19 protein-coding genes and 1 pseudogene are annotated in these 22,167 nt (G+C 61.3%); 12 read left to right on the top strand and 8 right to left on the bottom strand.

What is annotated here, in order from left to right; genetic code table 11:
- Nucleotides 1-108, bottom strand: a pseudogene (locus KGA88_RS31695) (IS481 family transposase); the annotation flags it as partial.
- A 247-nt stretch (nt 109-355) separates the two neighbouring features.
- Here KGA88_RS31695 and KGA88_RS04045 point away from each other — a divergent pair.
- Nucleotides 356-1,297, top strand: coding sequence for an AEC family transporter (locus tag KGA88_RS04045; protein ID WP_008000933.1), 942 nt, complete (start codon nt 356-358; stop codon nt 1,295-1,297).
- Nucleotides 1,298-1,406: 109 nt separating this feature from the next.
- On the opposite strand, the gene KGA88_RS04050 is transcribed toward KGA88_RS04045, so the two are convergent.
- The 6 genes from KGA88_RS04050 to gatC form a co-directional block, all read right to left on the bottom strand.
- Entirely contained in the window at nt 1,407-1,787 is a 381-nt protein-coding gene (locus KGA88_RS04050) for a carboxymuconolactone decarboxylase family protein (protein ID WP_007976475.1), read from the bottom strand.
- Nucleotides 1,784-2,845, bottom strand: coding sequence for a calcium/sodium antiporter (locus tag KGA88_RS04055; RefSeq protein ID WP_223589254.1), 1,062 nt, complete (start codon nt 2,843-2,845; stop codon nt 1,784-1,786). Before KGA88_RS04055 ends, KGA88_RS04050 begins: the two co-directional genes overlap by 4 nt.
- Nucleotides 2,846-2,895: 50 nt before the next feature.
- The gene (locus tag KGA88_RS04060) at nt 2,896-3,270 is read right to left on the bottom strand and encodes a septal ring lytic transglycosylase RlpA family protein (RefSeq protein WP_110663336.1); all 375 of its coding nucleotides are present in this window, start codon (nt 3,268-3,270) and stop codon (nt 2,896-2,898) included.
- 224 nt (nt 3,271-3,494) lie between these two features.
- Entirely contained in the window at nt 3,495-4,940 is a 1,446-nt protein-coding gene (gene gatB / locus KGA88_RS04065) for an Asp-tRNA(Asn)/Glu-tRNA(Gln) amidotransferase subunit GatB (RefSeq protein ID WP_223589138.1), read from the bottom strand.
- 10 nt (nt 4,941-4,950) lie between these two features.
- On the bottom strand, nt 4,951-6,402 hold the full coding sequence (gene gatA / locus KGA88_RS04070; protein WP_223589141.1) for an Asp-tRNA(Asn)/Glu-tRNA(Gln) amidotransferase subunit GatA: 1,452 nt from the start codon (nt 6,400-6,402) through the stop codon (nt 4,951-4,953).
- A 17-nt stretch (nt 6,403-6,419) separates the two neighbouring features.
- On the bottom strand, nt 6,420-6,707 hold the full coding sequence (gatC, locus tag KGA88_RS04075; protein ID WP_007901429.1) for an Asp-tRNA(Asn)/Glu-tRNA(Gln) amidotransferase subunit GatC: 288 nt from the start codon (nt 6,705-6,707) through the stop codon (nt 6,420-6,422).
- A 211-nt stretch (nt 6,708-6,918) separates the two neighbouring features.
- On the opposite strand from gatC, the gene mreB reads away from it, so the two are divergent.
- The 8 genes from mreB (at nt 6,919) to tldD (ending at nt 18,114) form a co-directional block, all read left to right on the top strand.
- Nucleotides 6,919-7,956, top strand: a complete 1,038-nt coding sequence (mreB, locus tag KGA88_RS04080) for a rod shape-determining protein MreB (protein ID WP_002555108.1) — start codon at nt 6,919-6,921, stop codon at nt 7,954-7,956.
- Between the two features lie 191 nt (nt 7,957-8,147).
- On the top strand, nt 8,148-9,221 hold the full coding sequence (gene mreC, locus KGA88_RS04085; protein ID WP_411740832.1) for a rod shape-determining protein MreC: 1,074 nt from the start codon (nt 8,148-8,150) through the stop codon (nt 9,219-9,221).
- Nucleotides 9,221-9,712 carry a rod shape-determining protein MreD gene (mreD, locus tag KGA88_RS04090; RefSeq protein WP_103394147.1) on the top strand — a complete coding sequence of 164 codons (492 nt, stop codon included), beginning with the start codon at nt 9,221-9,223 and terminating at the stop codon, nt 9,710-9,712. Before mreC ends, mreD begins: the two co-directional genes overlap by 1 nt.
- A gap of 32 nt (nt 9,713-9,744) precedes the next feature.
- Nucleotides 9,745-10,341 (top strand): Maf family protein, encoded by a 597-nt coding sequence (locus tag KGA88_RS04095; protein WP_223589144.1) that lies wholly within the window; start codon nt 9,745-9,747, stop codon nt 10,339-10,341.
- A gap of 57 nt (nt 10,342-10,398) precedes the next feature.
- On the top strand, nt 10,399-11,856 hold the full coding sequence (gene rng / locus KGA88_RS04100) for a ribonuclease G (protein WP_110659499.1): 1,458 nt from the start codon (nt 10,399-10,401) through the stop codon (nt 11,854-11,856).
- A 75-nt stretch (nt 11,857-11,931) separates the two neighbouring features.
- Nucleotides 11,932-15,735 (top strand): YhdP family protein, encoded by a 3,804-nt coding sequence (locus KGA88_RS04105; RefSeq protein WP_223589147.1) that lies wholly within the window; start codon nt 11,932-11,934, stop codon nt 15,733-15,735.
- Between the two features lie 69 nt (nt 15,736-15,804).
- Complete coding sequence (locus KGA88_RS04110) at nt 15,805-16,659, top strand: carbon-nitrogen hydrolase family protein (protein WP_223589149.1); 855 nt, start codon at nt 15,805-15,807, stop codon at nt 16,657-16,659.
- Between the two features lie 12 nt (nt 16,660-16,671).
- Complete coding sequence (tldD, locus tag KGA88_RS04115; protein WP_046040036.1) at nt 16,672-18,114, top strand: metalloprotease TldD; 1,443 nt, start codon at nt 16,672-16,674, stop codon at nt 18,112-18,114.
- Nucleotides 18,115-18,162: 48 nt separating this feature from the next.
- Here the strand turns inward: tldD and yjgA are convergent, their stop codons facing one another.
- Entirely contained in the window at nt 18,163-18,687 is a 525-nt protein-coding gene (yjgA, locus tag KGA88_RS04120) for a ribosome biogenesis factor YjgA (RefSeq protein ID WP_008046139.1), read from the bottom strand.
- A gap of 108 nt (nt 18,688-18,795) precedes the next feature.
- On the opposite strand from yjgA, the gene pmbA reads away from it, so the two are divergent.
- The 3 genes from pmbA to KGA88_RS04135 all read left to right on the top strand — a co-directional run bounded on the left by pmbA (nt 18,796) and on the right by KGA88_RS04135 (nt 22,154).
- On the top strand, nt 18,796-20,142 hold the full coding sequence (gene pmbA / locus KGA88_RS04125; protein ID WP_223589151.1) for a metalloprotease PmbA: 1,347 nt from the start codon (nt 18,796-18,798) through the stop codon (nt 20,140-20,142).
- A gap of 247 nt (nt 20,143-20,389) precedes the next feature.
- Nucleotides 20,390-20,785, top strand: coding sequence for a FagA protein (locus KGA88_RS04130; RefSeq protein WP_110659022.1), 396 nt, complete (start codon nt 20,390-20,392; stop codon nt 20,783-20,785).
- Nucleotides 20,778-22,154: a class II fumarate hydratase gene (locus tag KGA88_RS04135; protein ID WP_223589153.1), complete on the top strand. Its 1,377-nt coding sequence runs from the start codon at nt 20,778-20,780 to the stop codon at nt 22,152-22,154. Before KGA88_RS04130 ends, KGA88_RS04135 begins: the two co-directional genes overlap by 8 nt.
- The last annotated feature ends 13 nt before the right edge of the window (nt 22,155-22,167 follow it).

The raw sequence follows: 22,167 nt of genomic DNA on the forward strand, positions 1-22,167 counted from the left end.
GCTGAGCCCGTAGTGACGGGCCAGCTCGCTTTTGGAGTAGCTGCCTTGCAGCCAGTCGCCTATGAGTTTGATTCGTTGATCCATTGGGGACTCTCGATTCCAGGGCATGGTCAGGCACCTCCTGACCGTATTTCATACCTGTAAACGATGTCTCCGGTTTAAAACGTAAAGGATGTCTCCGGTTTCTACCCGAGCAAGCCCGCTCCCACAGGGGATCTTGGGTGGGCACAAATTCTGTGTTCACAGCAGATCAAATGTGGGAGCGGGCTTGCTCGCGAAGGCGATCTAACAGGCGCCGAAGTCTTCAGTGGCTTATCATTAGGCACCTAACGACGCCCACCAAGGTTACCCCGGCATGCTGGCAATTTTCCTCGAAACCCTGAACATCACCGCGCCGGTGTTTGCCATGCTGTTTCTGGGGGTGCTGCTCAAACGCATCGACTGGATCAACGACAACTTCATCCATACCGCGTCGGCACTGGTATTCAACGTCACCATGCCGGCGTTGCTGTTTCTGGGCATCCTGCATGCCGACCTGCATGCCGCGTTGCAGCCGGCGCTGCTGATCTACTTTTCCGTGGCGACCCTGGTGTGTTTTGCCATCGCCTGGGGCTGGGCGATCTGGAAGTGCCCGCGCGAAGATCGCGGGATCTACACCCAGGGCGCTTTTCGCGGCAACAACGGCGTCATCGGCCTGGCGCTGGCGGCCAGCATGTACGGCGACTACGGGATTTCCCTCGGGGCGATTCTCGCGGCGCTGGTGATCTTGTTCTACAACACCCTCTCGACCATCGTGCTGGCGGTGTACAGCCCGGTGATCAAGTCCGATCCGTGGAGCATCTGCAAAAGCGTGTTCAGCAATCCGCTGATCATCAGCGTGATTGCGGCTGCACCGTTCGCCTATTTCAAGATCGGCTTGCCGGGGTGGCTGGAGACCTCCGGCCAGTACCTGGCGCAAACCACCTTGCCACTGGCGCTGATCTGCATCGGCGGCACGCTGTCCCTGGCGGCATTGCGCAAAAGCGGCAACATGGCCCTGAGTTCAAGCCTGGTGAAGATGATCGGCCTGCCCGTGCTGGCGACACTGGGTGCATGGCTGTGGGGCTTTCGCGGAGCGGAACTGGGGATTCTGTTTCTGTATTTCGGCAGCCCGACCGCCGCCGCCAGTTTCGTCATGGCCCGGGCGGCCGATGGCAATCATGAGCTGGCGGCGGCGATTATCGTGATCACCACGTTGATGGCGGCGGTCACCACCAACATCGGGATTTTCTTTTTGCAGTGGGGCGGGTGGATCTAGTTTCAGGATTCGCAGTGCTCTTCAGGGCCTCTTCGCGAGCAAGCCCGCTCCCACATTGGAAAGCATTCACCCTGTGGGAGCGGGCTTGCTCGCGAAAGCGCCAGATCAGTCACTCAGGTTTTTGATAGCTGTCGATCACTTCCTGCGCCGCCCGAAACGCATCGATCGCCGCCGGCACACCGGCATACACCGCACAATGCAGCAGCGCCTCGCGAATTTCCTCCACGGTGCAACCGTTGTTCAGCGCGCCACGCACGTGACCTTTCAATTCCTGCGGGCACTTGAGTGCGGTCAGGGCAGCGAGGGTGATCAGGCTGCGGGTCTTCAGCGGCAGGCCTTCGCGATTCCACACGCCGCCCCAGGCATGTTCATTGACGAAGTCCTGCAGCGGCTGGGTGAACTCGGTGGCGTTGCCCAGTGCGCGGTCGACGAAGGCGTCGCCCATCACTTGGCGACGAACTTCAACGCCGGTTTTTTTATTCTCGGTCATGGGGCTTCCTTTTTATGGTGTTGGCGACGCCAGGCGCGTAGCGACGTGAACAGCAAAAATGCCACCAGCGCCGGCAGGACGAAAAACAGCATCAAGTGTTCGAGCTTGCCGGCCAGTGGCATGCCGGTGGTGAACGACACCACGTGCAGCCCATACGCCAGGTACAAACCCAGAAACAGCAGGCCTTCGGCGCGGGTCACCCGGTAGCCGGTGTAGAACAGCGGCAGGCACAGTATCGCGACGCCGAGCATCACCGGCAGGTCGAAATCCAGGGCGTTGGGCGACACCGACAGCGGCGATGGCGCCACCAGCGCGGTAAAGCCGAGCACGCCCAAAAGGTTGAACAGGTTGCTGCCAATCACGTTGCCCACGGCAATTTCGCGCTCGCCGCGCATTGCGGCGATCAACGAAGTGGCGAGTTCAGGTAGTGAGGTGCTGACGGCGACGATGGTCAGGCCGATGATCCGTTCCGACAACCCAAGATCGGTGGCGACCGCAACGGCGGCCCCCAGCAGCAAGTGTCCGGCGTATACCAGCATCGCCAGCCCGGCGACGATCATCAGCAGGCTGCTTAGCCAGGGTGCTTGCGCCTGGTGGTCGTGGCTCGATACCGGCCGCGCCGAATGTCGTGACTGGCGCAGCAACAGGCCCAGGTAAATCGCCAGTGCCGCCAGCAACATCACGCCGTCGGCACGGGTCAGCTCTTCATTCCAGGCGAGTACGAAGACTAACAGGCTGGCGCCGATCATCAGCGGAATATCCAGGCGCACCAGTTGCCGGGAAACTCGCAGTGGAATGATCAGCGCGGATAACCCAAGTGTGACGAGGATGTTGAAAATGCTGCTGCCGATCACACTGCCGACGGCGATGTCGGCGTTGTGCGCCAGGGTCGCTTGCAGGCTGACCGCCATCTGCGGTGCGCTGCTGCCGAGGGCGACGATGGTCAGGCCGATGATCAGCGGACGTATGTGCAGCCGCGCGGCAATGCGGACGGCGGCGCGGACCATCAATTCGGCGCCGACAATCAGCAGGAGCAATCCGCTGAGCAATTCGATCACGCTGATCAGGGGCAAATCGGCTAGTCCGAAAATGGTCGGGGCTCCATCGGTCAGTCGTCGAGGGCTTGCACGCGAACCCGTGCGGTGCCGCTGCGCAGCATGCCCAGGCGTTCGGCGGCTTCGTGGGACAGATCGATCAGACGGCCACGGGTGTGCGGCCCACGATCATTGATGCGTACCACGCAGGATTTGTCGTTATTCAGGTTGGTCACCTTCACCCGCGTACCGAAGGGTAGCTGGCGATGGGCGGCGGTCATGGAATTCTTGTCGAAACGCTCGCCACTGGCGGTGCGTTTGCCTTGGTGTTTGGCACCGTAGTACGAAGCCACGCCGGTTTTGTCGTAGCCGTGCGGGTCGACGGTGTCGGTGCTGGCGCAACCGGCGAGCAGCGAGAGGAGGGCGCAGGCGCCGAGCAGACGTTTCATTCGAAGGTTTCCCGAAACAAATGTGGGATAGAGCCAATGTGGCGAGGGGGCTTGCCCCCGTTGGACTGCGTAGCAGTCCCAAAATTTCGAAACACGATTTGTTAGATGCAAACCGAATCCGGAAATTGGGGCCGCTTCGCGACCCAGCGGGGGCAAGCCCCCTCGCCACAAAAGCCCGCTCCCACAGGGAATGGAGCCAGATTTTAGAACTGGCTCCATTCTCATCAGCCTTCGAGCTTGCTTTTGAGCAGTTCGTTGACCTGTTGCGGGTTGGCCTTGCCTTTGGAGGCTTTCATGGCCTGGCCGACAAAGAAGCCGAACATCTTGCCGCGCTTGGCTTCGTCTGCGGCGCGGTATTGCTCGACCTGCTCGGCGTTGGCCGCGAGCATTTCGTCCAGCACCGCCGAGATGGCGCCGGTGTCGGTCACTTGCTTGAGGCCGCGCTTGTCGATGATCTCGTCCGCGCTGCCTTCGCCGTTGGCCATCGCTTCAAACACTGCCTTGGCGATCTTGCCGGAGATGGTGTTGTCCTTGATGCGCAGCAGCATGCCGCCCAGAAGCTCGGCGGAAACCGGCGACTCTTCGATGTCCAGGCCTTGCTTGTTGAGCAGGCTGCCCAACTCGACCATCACCCAGTTCGCCGCCAGTTTGGCGTCGCCGCCGATGCTCGCGACTTTCTCGAAGTAATCGGCCTGCTCGCGGCTGGTGGCCAGGACGCTGGCGTCGTAGACCGACAGACCGAACTGTTCCTGGAAACGCTCGCGTTTCTGCGGCGGCAATTCTGGCAGTGTGGCGCGCACGTCATCGAGGAACGAGCTCTCGATCACGACTGGCAGCAGGTCCGGATCGGGGAAGTAACGGTAGTCGTTGGCTTCCTCCTTGCTGCGCATCGGACGGGTTTCGTCCTTGTTTGGATCGTACAGGCGGGTCTGCTGGATGACTTTGCCGCCGTCTTCGATCAGCTCGATCTGACGCTGGATCTCGGAGTTGATCGCCTTCTCGATAAAACGGAACGAGTTGACGTTCTTGATCTCGCAGCGGGTGCCGAACTCGACCTGGCCTTTCGGACGGATCGACACGTTGCAGTCGCAACGCAGCGAGCCTTCGGCCATGTTGCCGTCGCAAATCCCCAAGTAACGCACCAGCGCGTGGATTGCCTTGACGTAAGCCACGGCTTCCTTGGCGCTGCGCATGTCCGGCTCGGAAACGATTTCCAGCAACGGCGTGCCGGCACGGTTCAGGTCGATGCCGCTGGCGCCGCTGAATTCTTCGTGCAGGCTCTTGCCGGCGTCTTCTTCCAGGTGCGCGCGGGTGATGCCGACACGTTTGACCGTGCCGTCTTCCAGGGCGATGTCCAGGTGGCCCTTGCCGACGATCGGCAATTCCATCTGGCTGATCTGGTAGCCCTTGGGCAGGTCCGGGTAGAAATAGTTTTTACGGGCGAACACGTTGTGCTGGCCGATCTCGGCGTCAATCGCCAGACCGAACATCACCGCCATGCGCACCGCTTCCTGGTTCAGCACCGGCAGCACGCCAGGCATGCCCAGGTCGATCAGGCTGGCCTGGGTGTTCGGCTCGGAACCGAAGGTGGTGGAACTACCGGAAAAGATTTTCGACCGGGTGGTGAGCTGGGTGTGAATCTCCAGCCCGATCACGACTTCCCATTGCATGTGTGTCTCCTCAGAAGCCGGTTGGGGTGCGGGTGTGCCAGTCAGTGTGTAACTGATACTGGTGGGCAACGTTCAACAGGCGACCTTCCTGGAAATACGGGGCGAGCAGTTGCACGCCGACCGGCAGGCCGTCGACAAAACCTGCAGGCATGGACAAGCCCGGCAGACCTGCGAGGTTGGCGGTGATGGTGTAGACGTCTTCCAGGTACGCGGCAACCGGGTCGCTGTTCTTGGCGCCAAGCTTCCAGGCCGGGTTCGGCGTGGTTGGGCCGAGGATGATGTCGACCTCATTGAAGGCTGCCATGAAGTCGTTCTTGATCAAGCGACGGATCTTCTGCGCCTTGAGGTAGTAGGCGTCGTAGTAACCGGCGGACAGTGCATAGGCACCGACCATGATCCGGCGCTGCACTTCCGGCCCGAAGCCTTCGCCACGGGAACGCTTATACAGGTCGATCAGGTTGACCGGGTTTTCGCAGCGGTAGCCGAAGCGCACGCCGTCGAAACGCGACAGGTTGGAGGACGCTTCCGCCGGGGCGATCACGTAGTACGCAGGAATCGCGTGCTGCATGTTCGGCAGGCTGATTTCCTTGATCACGGCGCCGAGCTTTTCCAGCTCCTTGACGCTGTTGTGGATCAGCTCGGCGATGCGCGGGTCGAGACCGGCACTGAAATACTCTTTCGGCACGCCGACGCGCAGGCCTTGCAGCGAGCCGGTAAGGCTGGCGCTGTAGTCCGGCACGGGTTCATCGATGCTGGTGGAGTCGTTCGGATCGAAGCCGGCCATACCTTGCAACAATATTGCGCAGTCTTCGGCGGTGCGCGCCATCGGGCCGCCCTGATCGAGACTGGAGGCGTAGGCAATCATGCCCCAGCGCGAAACGCGACCGTACGTCGGTTTCAGGCCGGTGAGGTTGGTCAGGGCCGCCGGCTGACGGATCGAACCGCCGGTGTCGGTGCCGGTAGCGGCTGGCAACAGACGAGCGGCAACTGCCGCAGCGGAGCCGCCGGACGAACCGCCCGGTACGTGTTCGAGGTTCCACGGGTTCTTCACCGCGCCGTAGTAGCTCGACTCGTTGGCCGAACCCATGGCGAATTCGTCCATGTTGGTCTTGCCCAGGGTCACGGCCCCGGCAGCGGCCAGCTTGGCGACGACAGTGGCGTCGTACGGTGCCTTGAAGTTGTCGAGCATCTTCGAGCCGCAGCTGGTGCGAATGCCCTGGGTGCAGAACAGGTCTTTGTGGGCGATCGGCGCGCCGAGCAGGGCGCCGCTCTCACCATTGGCCCGGCGGGCGTCGGCGGCTTTCGCCTGCGTCAGCGCCAGGTCCTCGGTGAGGCTGATGAAACTGTTGAGCTGCGGATCGAGCTGGGCGATGCGCGCCAGCAGGACTTTGGTCAGCTCTTCGGAGGAAAACTTTCTATCGGCGAGTCCGCGGGCGATCTCGGCCAGAGTCAATTGATGCATTGCAGGCTCTTTCCCTATTAGTCGATGACTTTCGGAACCAGGTACAGGCCGTTTTCGACCGCTGGTGCGATGGACTGGTAGGCCTCGCGGTGATTGGTCTCGGTCACGACGTCTGCGCGCAGGCGCTGGCTGGCTTCCAGTGGGTGGGCCAGCGGTTCGATACCGTCGGTATTGACCGCCTGCATTTCGTCGACCAGCCCGAGAATGCTGTTGAGGGCCGAAGTGATGTGTGGAAGATCGGCATCATTGAGGCCAAGGCAGGCCAGATGAGCGATTTTTTCCACGTCGGAGCGTTCAAGCGCCATTGGGATTCTCCAGTGGAAAACAAAACGGACGGCGTCCGTGTGTTAGATTGTCGGAACACTACCGCACTTCTACGGTCATAAGGCCGCGATTGTGGGGCTTGGTGCACAGAAAAGCGGCCAATTTAACATATTGGCGCCTTGCCCAAAATCCCTGTCGTTGTTAGAGTTTGCCGCACTTTTTTACCCACGCGTTGCCTAGGGTCCCTTTCCCATGTTCAAGAAACTGCGTGGCATGTTTTCCAGCGATCTTTCCATTGACCTGGGCACTGCCAACACCCTTATTTACGTGCGCGAGCGCGGTATCGTCCTGAATGAGCCCTCCGTTGTGGCCATTCGGACACACGGTAACCAGAAAAGTGTCGTTGCTGTCGGCACCGAAGCCAAGCGCATGCTCGGCCGTACACCGGGCAACATTGCTGCCATTCGTCCGATGAAGGACGGCGTGATCGCCGACTTCAGCGTTTGCGAAAAAATGCTGCAGTACTTCATCAACAAGGTTCACGAAAACAGCTTCCTGCAGCCGAGCCCTCGCGTGTTGATCTGCGTTCCATGCAAATCCACCCAGGTTGAGCGTCGCGCCATCCGCGAATCGGCCCTCGGTGCCGGTGCCCGTGAAGTATTCCTGATCGAAGAGCCAATGGCCGCTGCGATCGGTGCCGGCCTGCCGGTTGAAGAAGCTCGCGGTTCGATGGTCGTGGATATCGGTGGTGGTACCACCGAAATCGCGCTGATCTCCCTGAACGGTGTGGTTTACGCCGAATCCGTCCGCGTTGGCGGCGACCGCTTCGACGAAGCGATCATCACCTACGTGCGTCGCAACTACGGCAGCCTGATCGGCGAATCCACCGCCGAGCGCATCAAGCAGGAAATCGGTACCGCCTACCCGGGCGGCGAAGTTCGCGAAGTCGACGTTCGTGGCCGTAACCTGGCCGAAGGCGTTCCACGCGCATTCACCCTGAACTCCAACGAAGTGCTGGAAGCTCTGCAAGAGTCCTTGGCAACCATCGTTCAGGCCGTGAAAAGCGCCCTGGAGCAATCGCCGCCGGAATTGGCTTCCGACATCGCCGAGCGTGGCCTGGTGCTGACCGGTGGTGGCGCCCTGCTGCGTGACCTGGACAAATTGCTGGCCCAGGAAACCGGTCTGCCGGTGATCGTTGCCGAAGACCCGCTGACCTGCGTTGCTCGCGGCGGTGGCCGTGCATTGGAAATGATGGATAAACACACCATGGACCTGCTTTCCAGCGAGTAAGTCGCCGGATTGCCTCTATGCTGTTGAGCGCGCAGGCGGCACTTTGCAGTGCTGCCTGTTCGCGTTTATCTTCTGTCAGTCTGCATCCAGGCCGGATTGCTGCCGTATGAATAAACAGAACATTTGCCTGGGAGGAGCGGCTTATTAAACCGCTTTTCACCAAGGGCCCTTCACTGGGCGTGCGCCTGTTGGTGCTGGTCGTGCTATCGGTCGCGCTGATGGTGGTCGATGCCCGTTTCAGTCTGCTCAAGCCCGCACGCAGCCAGATGTCGCTGGTGCTGATGGACGCCTACTGGATCACCGACCTGCCCGGACGACTGTGGGAAGGCGTTGCCAGTCAGTTTGGCAGCCGGACCGAACTCGTCGCCGAAAACGAAAAACTCAAAAGCGAAAACCTGCTGTTGCAGGGGCGCATGCAGAAGCTTGCCTCCCTGACCGAGCAGAACGTTCGGCTGCGTGAGTTGCTCAACTCTTCGGCCCTGGTCAATGAAAAGGTCGAAGTGGCCGAGTTGATCGGCATGGACCCCAATCCCTTCACCCATCGCATCATCATCAATAAAGGTGAGCGCGACGGCGTGGTCCTCGGCCAGCCGGTGCTCGATGCCCGTGGTCTGATGGGGCAGGTGGTGGAGTTGATGCCTTATACCTCCCGCGTTCTGCTGCTGACCGACTCCACTCATAGCATTCCCGTTCAGGTAAACCGTAACGGTCTGCGGGCGATTGCCAGCGGTACCGGCAACCCGGAGCGCCTGGAGTTGCGTCACGTGGCTGACACCGCCGACATCAAGGAAGGTGATTTGCTCGTCAGCTCCGGTCTCGGTCAGCGCTTTCCGGCGGGTTACCCGGTAGCGACGGTCAAGGAAGTGATCCACGATTCCGGCCAGCCGTTCGCCATCGTCCGCGCGGTACCGACCGCCGCATTGAACCGCAGCCGCTACCTGTTGCTGGTCTTCAGCGACACCCGTACTCCGGAAGAACGCGCCAACGATGCGGCCCAGGCCCAGGAAAGCCTGGATGCACAGGGCGGCGGGCCAATCATTCCGGCGACGGTGCCGAAACTGGTCACCCCGGCTGTGCCGGCCGCTGCACCCGCGGCGCCTGCTGCACCTGCCACGGCGACCCCGGTAACCGCTGCGCCGGTAAAACCGGCCACCGCGCCAGCCAAACCGGCGGCCGCTAAACCGCCGGCCACCAAGCCCGTTGCTGCGAAGCCTGCCGCCAAGCCGCCGGCCTCTGCGCCGGCCACTCCTGTGGGAAGAGAATAATGGCCGGTGTAAAAGCATCCCGAAACGGCTGGATTGTCTGGCTGACGTTCGCCGTCGGTCTGCTCTTGAGCGTTTCGCCTCTGCCGCAATTCATGGAAATCCTGCGCCCACTGTGGCTGGCCTTGTTGCTGGCATTCTGGGCGTTGAACCTGCCGCAGACCGTCGGGATGGTGACGGCGTTTTGCCTGGGCCTGGCCGAGGACGTGCTCTACGGCACGCTCCTGGGGCAGAACGCCTTGATCCTGACCCTCATCACGTACCTGGTACTGGCGCTGCAACAACGTCTGCGGATGTTCCCGATGTGGCAGCAGAGCCTGGTGATCCTGGTGATCTTCGGCCTCGCCCAGCTTGTACAGCTGTGGCTCAGCGCCTTGACCGGCAATCGCCAGCCAACGCTGGCGCTGGTGCTGCCGGCACTGGTCAGCGCATTGCTCTGGCCCTGGATCAGTTTCGGTTTGCGCGGACTGCGTCGACGCTACAAAATCAATTAATTCGCTCAGGCATTAGACAGGGAGAGGTCTTGATGAAACGGTTGTACCTCGCCTCTGGCTCGCCACGTCGGCGTGAACTGCTCACGCAGATCGGCGTTGCGTTCTGCCCCGTCAGTGCGGAAATTGATGAAACCCCTGTATTCCAGGAATCCCCAACGGCCTATGTCGAGCGTCTGGCGCGCGGCAAGGCCGAGGCCGGGCGCGGCGTTGTCGTGTCCGGCGCACCGTTCTGCGTGCTCGGCGCCGATACCGCCGTGGTGCTCGATGGAAAAATACTCGGCAAACCGGTTGATCAGGCGGATGCCTGCGCCATGCTGATGATGTTGTCAGGGTCTGAGCATGAAGTCCTGACCGCGATCGCCGTGCTCGATGGCGAACGGTGCGAGTCCCGGGTGGTCACCAGTCGCGTGCGTTTTCGTGATATCAGTCGTGACGAAGCCGCAGCCTACTGGGCCAGCGGTGAACCAAGGGATAAGGCGGGCGGTTATGGCATTCAAGGACTGGGTGCGGTGTTTGTCGCCGGGCTCAATGGAAGTTATTCAGCGGTGGTCGGACTACCGCTGTGCGAAACCGCGGAACTGCTCGGCCATTTCGGCATACCCTGTTGGCAACCCCTGAACGCGCTTTAAGCGTCGTCCTGAACAGATGCGGCCATTATCGTGAACATGCCTGAACGAGACCCTGCCATGAGTGAAGAGATTCTGATCAACATCACGCCGATGGAGTCGCGCGTGGCGGTGGTCGAAAACGGTGTCCTGCAAGAGGTCCACGTCGAGCGTACGCAAAAGCGCGGGATCGTCGGCAATATCTATAAAGGCAAAGTCGTGCGGGTCTTGCCGGGGATGCAGGCGGCATTCGTCGATATCGGCCTGGACCGGGCCGCATTCATTCATGCGTCGGAAATTTCCCTGCGCGAAGGCCCGGCGGTCGAGAGCATCAGTGCACTGGTGCACGAAGGCCAGAGCCTGGTGGTGCAAGTCACCAAGGACCCGATCGGTTCAAAAGGCGCGCGCCTGACCACTCAGTTGTCGATCCCTTCGCGTTACCTGGTGTACATGCCTCGCACGGCCCATGTCGGTATCTCCCTGAAGATCGAAGACGAAGCCGAGCGCGAACGCCTCAAGCAAGTGGTCACCGATTGCGTGGCCAAGGAAGGGATCAAGGAAGCCGGCGGTTTCATTCTGCGCACGGCAGCCGAAGGTGCCGGCGCCGATGAAATCCTCATGGACATCCGCTACCTGCGAAGGCTCTGGGATCAGATCAGCGCCCAGATCATAACCATCAGCGCGCCCAGCGTGATCTACGAAGACCTCGGTCTGGCGCTGCGCACCCTGCGTGACCTGGTGAGCCCGAAAATCGAGAAGATCCGCATCGACTCCCGGGAAACCTTCCAGAAAACCACGCAATTCGTCGCCGAATTGATGCCCGAGATTGCCGATCGTCTGGAACATTACCCGGGTGAGCGACCCATTTTCGACCTGTATGGCGTCGAAGACGAAATCCAGAAAGCACTCGAACGCAAGGTCCCGCTGAAGTCCGGCGGTTATCTGGTGGTCGACCCGGCGGAAGCCATGAGCACCATCGACGTCAACACCGGGGCGTTCGTCGGCCATCGCAACCTCGAAGAAACCATCTTCAAGACCAACCTCGAAGCCGCGACGGCCATTGCCCGGCAATTGCGCCTGCGCAATCTCGGCGGGATCATCATCATCGACTTCATCGACATGGAAGATGAAGAACACCAGCGCCAGGTATTGCGCACGCTGGAGAAACAGCTCGAGCGCGATCACGCCAAGACCAACATCATCGGTATTACCGAACTGGGCCTGGTGCAGATGACCCGCAAGCGCACCCGCGAAAGCCTTGAGCAAGTGTTGTGCGAGCCGTGCAATGCCTGTCAGGGACGCGGCAAGCTCAAGACCCCTGAAACTGTCTGCTACGAAATCTTCCGCGAAATCCTGCGTGAGGCTCGCGCCTATCAGGCGGAAGGCTATCGTGTATTGGCAAACCAGAAAGTTGTCGACCGCCTGCTCGACGAAGAATCGGGCAACGTCGCCGAGCTGGAAGGGTTTATCGGGCGCACCATTCGTTTCCAGGTCGAAACCATGTATTCCCAGGAACAATACGACGTGGTGCTGCTCTGAAGCGTTTCGCTTTGATTGTTCGAGAATGGCTGGCCTCAGCTTTTTGCAAAACTTTTGCCATGGGAGCCACCTGACATGGACCGTCTGACACGCATTTTGGCCGCACTGACCCGCTGGGGTCTGGGCCTGTGCGCGTTGGTTTTGGTGTTGATGGCGCTTTACGTCAGCCTTGGCCGGGAGCTGACGCCGCTGGTCGCCGAGTACCGTGCCGACATCGAAACCAAAGCCAGCGATGCCTTGGGCATGCGGTTGCAGATCGGCGAGCTCGAAGGCAACTGGAGTGGATTCGCCCCCATATTGATGGCTCGCGACGTGACGGTCGGCGAGGGCGCCAATGCCCTGCACCTGGATCAGGTGCGCGCGGTGCCGGACCTTTGGGCCAGTCTGCTGGCCCGTCAGGTACGCATCGCTCATCTGCAACTCAGCGGCCTGAGGATCAGCGTCAAGGAAAGCGACGACGGTCAATGGGCTCTGGAAGGTTTGCCGGTGCAACAGGATCAACCCACCGATCCGGAACAGTTGCTCAATCGCATGCAGATGATCCAGCAGCTGTCTGTGCTCGACAGTCAGGTGACTTTGCAGCCATTCGCACATTCGCCGATAACCCTGACCTACGTCGGTCTCAATCTGAAAACCGGTGCGTCGCGGCAGCGACTCGACGCCCGCCTGACCCTGCCGGACGGCCAACCGGTGGCCATGAGTCTGCGTACCCGCATTCGTGCCAGCCAATGGCAGGACGGTGAGTTCGAGGTCTACCTGAGCCTGCCGCAAAGCGACTGGTCGAAGTGGTTGCCCGAGCGCGTAAGCCAGCTATGGAATTTCTCCGAGATCAAGGCTGGCGGCGAACTGTGGGCGACCTGGGGCAAAGGCGCCTTGCAAAGCGCGGCAGTGCGCCTGAACGCGCCACAACTCAAGGGCGCGTTTGCCGAGCGCAAGCCGATCCAGATCAACAACCTGGCGCTCAACGGTTATTTCCAGCGCAATGCCGAAGGCGTGCAGGTGACTCTGGACTCCCTGGCGATGAACCTCGGCGAGACCCGCTGGGAAACGCATCTGCAGCTCACGCAAAGCGCGGCCACCGATAAAACCAAAGAGCTCTGGCACCTGCAAGCCGACCGGGTAGATCTCACTCCGCTGACCCCGCTGCTCAACGCGCTGGCGCCATTGCCAGAAGGTTTTGCCACGGTCGTCGAGCGGCTCAAGGTCACGGGTGGCCTGCGTAACGTGCTGGTCGATTTCCGTCCCAATGCCACCGACGACAGCAAGTTCGGCTTTGCCGCCAACCTCGACCAGGTAGGCTTCGATGCCTATCACGGTGCGCCGGCGGCGCGAAATGTCAGCGGCAGCATCAGCGGTGACCTGGGACAGGGCGAACTGCGCATGGACAGCAAGGATTTCATGCTGCACCTGGACCCGATCTTCGCCAAGCCATGGCAGTACATCCAGGCCAATGCGCGGCTGACCTGGAAGCTCGATAAAGAGAGTTTCACCCTGATCGCGCCATACCTGAAAGTGCTGGGCGAGGAAGGCAAGATTGCCGGCGACTTCCTGATTCGCCTGCATTTCGATCACACCCAGGAAGACTACATGGACCTGCGGGTCGGCCTGGTCGACGGTGACGGTCGCTACACCGCCAAGTACTTGCCGGAGGTCCTCAGCCCGGCACTGGACGAATGGCTGCGCACCGCGATTCTCAAGGGTGCGGTGGATCAAGGCTTCTTCCAGTATCAAGGGTCGCTCAACCACGGTGCCGCAGACGTGGACCGCAGCATCAGCCTGTACTTCAAGGTTCACGATGCCGAACTGGCCTTCCAGCCGGGCTGGCCCCATGTCAGCAAGGTCAGCGGCGATGTGTTTGTCGAAGACAGCGGCGTACGGGTTCTGGCCAGCAAGGGCCAGTTGCTCGACACCCAGGTCAACGATGTTTACGTCAACATTCCTCACGTGCCGGCCGGGCAGAACGTTCATTTGTTCCTCGATGGCGGATTTGCCGGCGGTTTGGGCGATGGCCTGAAAATCCTCCAGCAAGCGCCGATCGGCACCGGAGCAACCTTCGCCGGCTGGGAAGGCGAAGGGGACCTGCAAGGCAAGTTGAAGCTGGATATTCCCCTGGCAAAAGGCGAAGAGCCGAAGATCCTCGTCGATTTCAAGACCGCCAAGGCACGCTTGAAACTGGCCGAACCCGTGCTGGAACTGACTCAGCTCAAAGGTGACTTCCGTTTTGACAGTGGCAAAGGCCTGAGCGGGCAGAACATCAGCGCACGGGCGTTCGACAAACCGGTCACCGCGCAGATTTTTGCCGATGGCAGCCCGGGTAAACTCAATACCCGGGTGACCGCGTCGGGCCAGGTCGAGGTCAAGAAGCTGACCGACTGGCTGCAGGTGACCCAGCCTCTGCCGGTGACCGGCGTGATTCCTTATCAGCTGCAATTGACCCTGAATGGCCCAGATAGCCAATTGCTGGTCAATTCCAGCCTCAAGGGCGTGGCCGTCGATTTGCCCGCACCATTCGGCATGACCACCGATACCGGGCGCGACACGACGTTCCGCATGACCTTGCAGGGCGACGAGCGGCGCTATTGGGTCAACTACGGGGATCTGGCGAGTTTCACGTTCGCCGCCCCGGCCGGCAATTTCGCCGACGGTCGCGGAGATTTGTTCCTCGGTGGCGGCGAGGCCGTGTTGCCTGGCACCAAAGGCCTGCGGATACGCGGTGTGCTATCGGAGCTGGACGTGGGCCCGTGGAAGGATCTGGTGGATAAATACGCCGGACAGGACCCCGGCGGCAGTGCCAAGCAATTGCTCAGCGGCGCGGATTTCAAGGTGGGCAAGCTCAGCGGTATCGGCACCACGCTCGATCAGGCTTCGATCCAGGTGACACGCAAGCCTTCCGCCTGGGCGCTGCAACTCAACAGCCAGCAGATCAAAGGCAGCGCAAACCTTCCTGATTCGAAGGCCACGCCCATCACGATCAATCTGCAAACCGTGCGCCTGCCCGCGCCGGACCCGGCCGTGCAGGCCGATGAAAACTCGCCGGATCCGCTGGCGTCGGTGGACCCGACGAAGATTCCCGCGATGGATATCACCATCAATCAGTTGTTCCAGGGCCAGGATCTGGTGGGGGGCTGGTCGCTGAAGATTCGTCCGACGGACAAGGGCATCGTGTTCAACTCGCTGGATCTGGGCCTCAAGGGCATGCTCTTGGTGGGCAGCGGTGGCTGGGAAGGTGCGCCGGGTGCCAGCAACAGCTGGTACAAGGGGCGCATCAGCGGCAAGAACCTCGCCGATGTGCTCAAGGGCTGGGGGTTTGCGCCGAGCGTCACCAGCCAGGACTTTTATATGGATGTCGATGGTCGCTGGCCAGGCTCGCCGGCCTGGGTGGCGACCAAACGCTTCTCCGGCACGCTCGATGCGACGCTCAATCAGGGCCAGTTCGTCGAGGTCGAAGGCAGTGCCCAGGCGTTGCGGGTATTTGGTTTGCTCAACTTCAACTCCATCGGCCGGCGCCTGCGCCTGGACTTCTCCGACCTGTTCGGCAAAGGCCTGAGTTATGACCGGGTCAAGGGGCTGCTCGTCGGGACGAACGGCGTGTATATCACCCGAGAGCCGATCCGGCTGACGGGGCCGTCGAGCACTATCGAACTCGACGGCACCCTGAACATGGTGGCCGATCAGATCGATGCGAAACTGATGGTGACCTTGCCGGTGACCAACAACTTGCCGATTGCCGCGTTGATCGTCGGTGCACCGGCGGTCGGCGGGGCGCTGTTCCTGATCGACAAGCTGATCGGTGACCGGGTCGCCCGTTTCGCCAGTGTGAAGTACACCGTCAAGGGACCATGGAAAGAGCCGAAAATCACCTTCGACAAGGCTTTTTGAGGTCCTATTGAAAAGGCACTCGGCAAGCCTATGGAGTAGCATGGCCGCATACGATTCCAGGAGTGCGCCATGTCTGTAGCGGTGATTCAAATGGTCAGCCAGAGCGATGTGCTGGTCAATCTGGCCCAGGCTCGTCGGCTGCTCGAACAGGCGGCCGCCGGTGGCGCGAAACTGGCGGTTTTGCCGGAAAACTTTGCCGCCATGGGCCGGCGCGACGTGGCCGACATCGGCCGCGCTGAAGCGCTGGGCGAAGGCCCGATCCTGCCCTGGTTGAAACAGACCGCACGCGACCTCAGGTTATGGATTGTGGCCGGCACATTGCCGTTGCCGCCGGTGGATCAGCCGACGGCCAAGGCGCATGCCTGCTCGTTGCTGGTCGATGACCAGGGCGAAACGGTGGCGCGCTACGACAAACTGCACCTGTTCGACGTCGACGTGGCGGACAATCGTGGCCGTTATCGTGAATCCGATGACTATGCTTATGGCAGCGGAGTGGTCGTGGCGGACACGCCCGTCGGCCGGGTCGGCCTGACGGTCTGCTATGACCTGCGCTTTCCCGAGTTGTACAGCGAATTGCGCGCGGCCGGCGCGGAACTGATTACCGCCCCTTCGGCCTTCACGGCGGTGACCGGCGCGGCGCACTGGGATGTGCTGATTCGTGCGCGGGCCATCGAGACCCAGTGTTACGTGCTCGCGGCTGCCCAGGGCGGGACGCATCCGGGGCCGCGGGAAACCTTTGGCCATGCCGCCATCGTCGACCCCTGGGGGCGCGTGCTGGCGCAAAAGGATCAAGGCGAGGCCGTGCTGCTGGCCGAACGCGACAGCAGCGAACAGGCGTCCATCCGGGCGCGGATGCCGGTGTCCAGTCACCGGCGCTTTTTCTCGCAGGGCGCCCAGCGACCTGCATCAGAACGACGAATTTAAGGCGTAAAGCATATGAGCGAGTTGTTGTCCTCAGTCAGTGAACACCTGCTGGCGCCCGGTGGCGTCACGATCGAGAGCCTGCAAGGCGTGCTCGGCGATCTGGCCGGGCCGGGCATCGATGCGGCCGACCTGTATTTCCAGGGGCAGATCTCCGAGTCCTGGGCGCTGGAAGACGGCATCGTCAAGGAAGGCAGCTTCAACCTTGACCAAGGTGTGGGCGTGCGCGCGCAATCGGGTGAAAAAACCGGTTTTGCCTACAGCAATGCCATCACCCTTGAAGCCCTGGGCGCGGCGGCGCGTGCCGCCCGTTCGATTTCCCGGGCCGGCCAACACGGCACGGTACAAGCCTTTACCAGCCAGGATGTCGCGCAGTTGTATGCGCCGGACAATCCCCTGGAAGTACTGACCCGTGCCGAGAAAGTCGATTTGCTCAAGCGCGTCGACGCCGCGACTCGCGCCCTCGACCCACGCATCCAGCAAGTCACCGTGAGCATGGCCGGTGTCTGGGAGCGGATTCTGGTGGCTTCCACCGACGGCGGTCTGGCGGCGGATGTGCGCCCGCTGGTGCGGTTCAACGTCAGCGTGATCGTCGAACAGAACGGTCGCCGCGAGCGCGGCGGTCATGGCGGTGGCGGGCGGACCGATTACCGTTATTTCCTCGGCGAAGACCGCGCCATGGGCTATGCCCGTGAAGCGTTGCGCCAGGCGCTGGTGAACCTCGAAGCCATTCCGGCACCGGCCGGTACCCTCCCGGTGGTACTCGGTTCCGGTTGGTCGGGTGTGCTGCTGCACGAAGCGGTCGGTCATGGTCTGGAAGGCGACTTCAACCGCAAAGGCAGTTCGGCCTACAGCGGTCGCATGGGCGAGATGGTTGCGTCGAAGCTGTGCACCATCGTCGATGACGGCACCCTGGCCGGTCGCCGTGGCTCATTGAGCGTCGATGACGAAGGCACGCCGACCGAGTGCACCACGCTGATCGAAAACGGCGTGCTCAAGGGCTATATGCAGGACAAGCTCAACGCCCGCCTGATGGGTGTGGCGCGTACCGGTAACGGCCGTCGCGAATCCTACGCGCACCTGCCGATGCCGCGCATGACCAACACCTACATGCTCGCCGGCGAAAGCGATCCGGCGGAAATCATCGCCTCGGTGAAACGAGGCATCTACTGCGCCAACCTCGGTGGCGGTCAGGTGGACATCACCAGTGGCAAGTTCGTGTTCTCCACCAGCGAGGCCTACCTGATCGAGGACGGCAAGATCACTGCGCCGGTCAAAGGCGCAACGCTGATCGGCAACGGGCCGGAAGCCATGAGCAAAGTGTCGATGGTCGGTAACGACCTGTCGCTGGACAGCGGCGTGGGCACGTGTGGCAAGGATGGGCAGTCGGTGCCGGTGGGTGTCGGCCAGCCAACGCTGAAGATTGATGCGATCACCGTGGGTGGCACGGGGTCGTAAGAAGTGAGGCTGCGGGTGAGCTGCGAGGCAGCTCACCCGATTCGAGAATTAACGCAGACCGCGTTGAGTCTCGTCCAGCTCACGGATGTACTTGAAGATTTTACGGCTGGAAGCAGGAGGCTTGTTTTGCGCAAGCTCATGCTGGGCCTGACGGATCAGGGAACGCAATTGCTGGCGGTCCGCGTCCGGGTAGTCGACGACGAATTTTTCCAGAACGGCATCGTCGCCGGCAATCAGACGATCGCGCCAGCGCTCCAGGTTATGGAAGCGTTCGTTGTATTGACGGGTGGAGGCATCGAGTTGATCGAGCAGAACCAGAATGGCGGCAGTGTCCTGATCGCGCATCAATTTGCCGATGAACTGAAGGTGCCGTTTACGCGCGATGTTCGCGGTGTGCTTGGGCGCATCGGCCAGAGCCCGACGCATTCCGTCGGTCAAGGGCAGTTTTGCCAGCAAGTCAGGCTTGAGTGTTGTAAGGCGCTCGCCAAGGTCAACCAGAGCATGCAGCTCGCGTTTGACCTGGGATTTGCTTTTTTCTCCCGTATCGAGGGAGTCGTCGTAAGAATCAACCATGGTGGCCGTCCGCAAAGAAACGCCGCCATGATAACCAGTCGGGGGCCGCTTGTCCGGCCCGGTCGCTCGATGACCGTCACCGAAAGCAGAATTTGAGTGGAGAACAGCATGAGTGCAGTTGAAAGCGTCGGCCCACAAGCATTGCCGGCACTGCAGGAGCAAGTCGAGCAGATCATCGCTGAAGCCAAGCGTCAGGGCGCCAGTGCCTGTGAGGTGGCGGTGTCCCTGGAGCAGGGGTTGTCGACTTCGGTGCGTCAGCGTGAGGTCGAAACCGTTGAATTCAACCGCGATCAGGGTTTCGGCATCACTCTGTACGTCGGCCAGCGCAAAGGCTCGGCCAGCACCTCGGCCAGTGGTCCGGAGGCGATTCGCGAAACGGTCGCCGCTGCACTGGCCATCGCCAAGCACACTTCCGAAGATGAAGCCTCGGGCCTGGCGGATGCCGCGCTGATGGCCAGGGACCTGCAGGATTTCGATCTTTTCCACGAATGGGACATCACCCCGGAGCAGGCCATCGAAAAAGCCTTGATCTGTGAAGCGGCGGCCTTCGATGCCGACGCGCGGATCAAGAACGCCGACGGCACGACCCTCAGCACCCACCAGGGCTGCCGGGTTTATGGCAACAGCCACGGGTTCATCGGCGGTTACGCATCTACTCGTCACAGCTTGAGCTGCGTGATGATCGCCGAAGCGGACGGCCAGATGCAGCGCGATTACTGGTACGACGTGAATCGGCAGGGCAATCTTCTGGCCGATCCGGTCAGCATCGGCCAGCGTGCCGCGCAGCGGGCGGCGAGCCGTCTGGGCGCGCGTCCGGTACCGACTTGCGAGGTGCCGGTGCTGTTTTCTGCAGAGTTGGCCGGGGGGCTGTTCGGCAGTTTCCTGTCGGCGATTTCCGGCGGCAGCCTGTATCGCAAGTCTTCGTTCCTTGAGGGCACTCTCGGTCAGAAGCTGTTTCCGGAATGGCTGACCATCGACGAGCGTCCGCATCTGATGCAGGCCATGGGCAGCGCAGCGTTCGACGGTGATGGTCTGGCAACCTACGCCAAACCGTTCGTCGAAAAAGGCGAGCTGGTGTCGTACATCCTCGGCACCTACTCCGGCCGCAAGCTCGGCATGCCGAGCACCGCCAACGCCGGTGGCGTGCACAACCTGTTCGTCACCCATGGCGATGAAGACCAGGCGGCCTTGCTGCGGCGCATGGGACGCGGGCTGTTGGTCACCGAGTTGATGGGGCAGGGGCTGAACATGGTCACTGGCGATTACTCCCGGGGCGCGGCGGGTTACTGGGTCGAGAACGGCGAAATCCAGTTCGCGGTCCAGGAAGTGACCATCGCCGGCAACATGCGCGACATGTTCAAGCAGATCGTCGCCGTGGGTAACGATCTGGAGTTGCGCAGCAACATTCGCACCGGTTCGGTGCTGATCGAACGGATGACGGTGGCGGGCAGCTAAGCCTCGGCCGCTTCACCAAAAGGCGCGCCACCCATTGGGTGGCGCGCCTTTTTTACTGGCAACAACACAGGTCCCCTGTGGGAGCGGGCTTGCTCGCGAAGGCGGTGTGTCAGTTGCAGTGATGTTGACTGACACTCCCTATTCGCGAGCAAGCCCGCTCCCACAGGAGGTCACTTACCCTGTCAGTCTTGTTTTGTTTCTCATTATCATTTAATAATAAATCTCATTACCGAATGAGCCCCGGATCATGAGTTCTGCCTTGCACGAGCATCCTTACCTCGAAAGCTGGCGCTGGATGAGTCGCCAGATCCGTTGCGCGATGAACCCCGACGAGCCTCGCCTGATCGATCACTACCTGGCCGAAGGCCGGTATCTGGCAGCTTGCACGGCAACCTCACCCTGGACCGTCGCCGAAACTTCCTTCCGTTTGTTGCTCGATACCGCCGCCGATGTCGCGCTGCCGTGGCACTGGCGCACTTACTGCCTTGACCAGGCCTGGCGCCCACTGCGCGAACTCGAACGCCTCTCGTTGTGCAAATGCCGCCTCAAGCGCTGGCAGAGCTACACCTGGCAACTCGCTACCTGTGAGTTGCAGCCCTCGATTCCTCTCATAGAACTGATGCAAGGATCTCCCGATGAGTAATACCCGTATCGAACGCGACAGCATGGGCGAATTGAACGTCCCGGAAGACGCCCTGTACGGCGCGCAGACGCAACGTGCGGTGGATAACTTCCCGATCAGCGGCAAACCGATGCCGGTGCAGTTCATCCGCGCGCTGATCCTGGCGAAGGCGGCAGCGGCACGCACCAATGTCGAGCTCAAGCAGATCGGCGAAGCCCAGGGCAAAGCCATTGTCGATGCGGCCCAGGGTCTGCTCGAAGGCGATTTCATGCAGCATTTCCCGGTGGATGTCTTCCAGACCGGTTCCGGTACCAGCTCCAACATGAATGCCAACGAAGTGATCGCCACGCTGGCCAGCCGCTTGCTCGGCGAGGCGGTGAACCCCAACGATCACGTCAACTGCGGGCAAAGCAGCAACGACATCATCCCGACCACCATCCACGTCAGTGCCGCGCTGGCGTTGCATGAGCAATTGCTGCCGGCGTTGACGCATCTGGTGCAGGTCATCGAGCGCAAGGCCGGGCAGGTTCATCACCACGTCAAGACCGGGCGTACGCACCTGATGGACGCCATGCCGGTGCGCATGAGCCAGGTGCTCAACGGTTGGGCGCAGCAGCTCAAGGCCAATATCGGCCATCTGCAAGACTTGCAGCCAAGCCTGCAAGCCCTGGCCCAGGGCGGCACGGCGGTGGGCACGGGTGTCAACGCCCACCCCGAGTTCGCGGCGCGTTTCAGCCAGCAGCTGAGCAAATTGACCCAGGTTGAGTTCCAGCCAGGCAAGGACCTGTTCGCGCTGATCGGTTCCCAGGACACCGCCGTCGCGGTCTCCGGGCAACTGAAGGCTACTGCCGTGTCGCTGATGAAAATCGCCAATGACCTGCGCTGGATGAACTCCGGCCCCCTGGCCGGCCTTGGCGAGATCGAACTGGAAGCGCTGCAACCGGGTTCCTCGATCATGCCCGGCAAGGTCAACCCGGTGATTCCCGAGGCCACCGCGATGGTCGCGGCGCAGGTCATCGGCAACGACAGCGTGATCACCATCGCTGGGCAGTCGGGCAACTTTGAACTGAACGTGATGCTGCCGATCATCGCCCAGAACCTGCTGAGCAGTATCGAGTTGCTGGCCAACTCCAGCCGCCTGCTTGCGGACAAGGCCATCGCCAGCTTCAAGGTCAACGAAGGCCGGATCAAGGAAGCGTTGTCTCGCAACCCGATTCTGGTCACCGCGCTCAACCCGATCATCGGTTACCAGAAAGCTGCCGAGATTGCCAAGAAGGCTTATCAGCAGGGCCGGCCGGTGATCGACGTTGCGCTGGAACACACCGATCTGTCACGCGGCCAACTGGAAGAATTGCTCAACCCGGAAAAACTCACCGCGGGCGGCGTGTAAGCCCCGCTACCGC

Source organism: Pseudomonas sp. A-R-19 (assembly GCF_019956575.1).
Taxonomy (GTDB): Bacteria; Pseudomonadota; Gammaproteobacteria; order Pseudomonadales; family Pseudomonadaceae; genus Aquipseudomonas.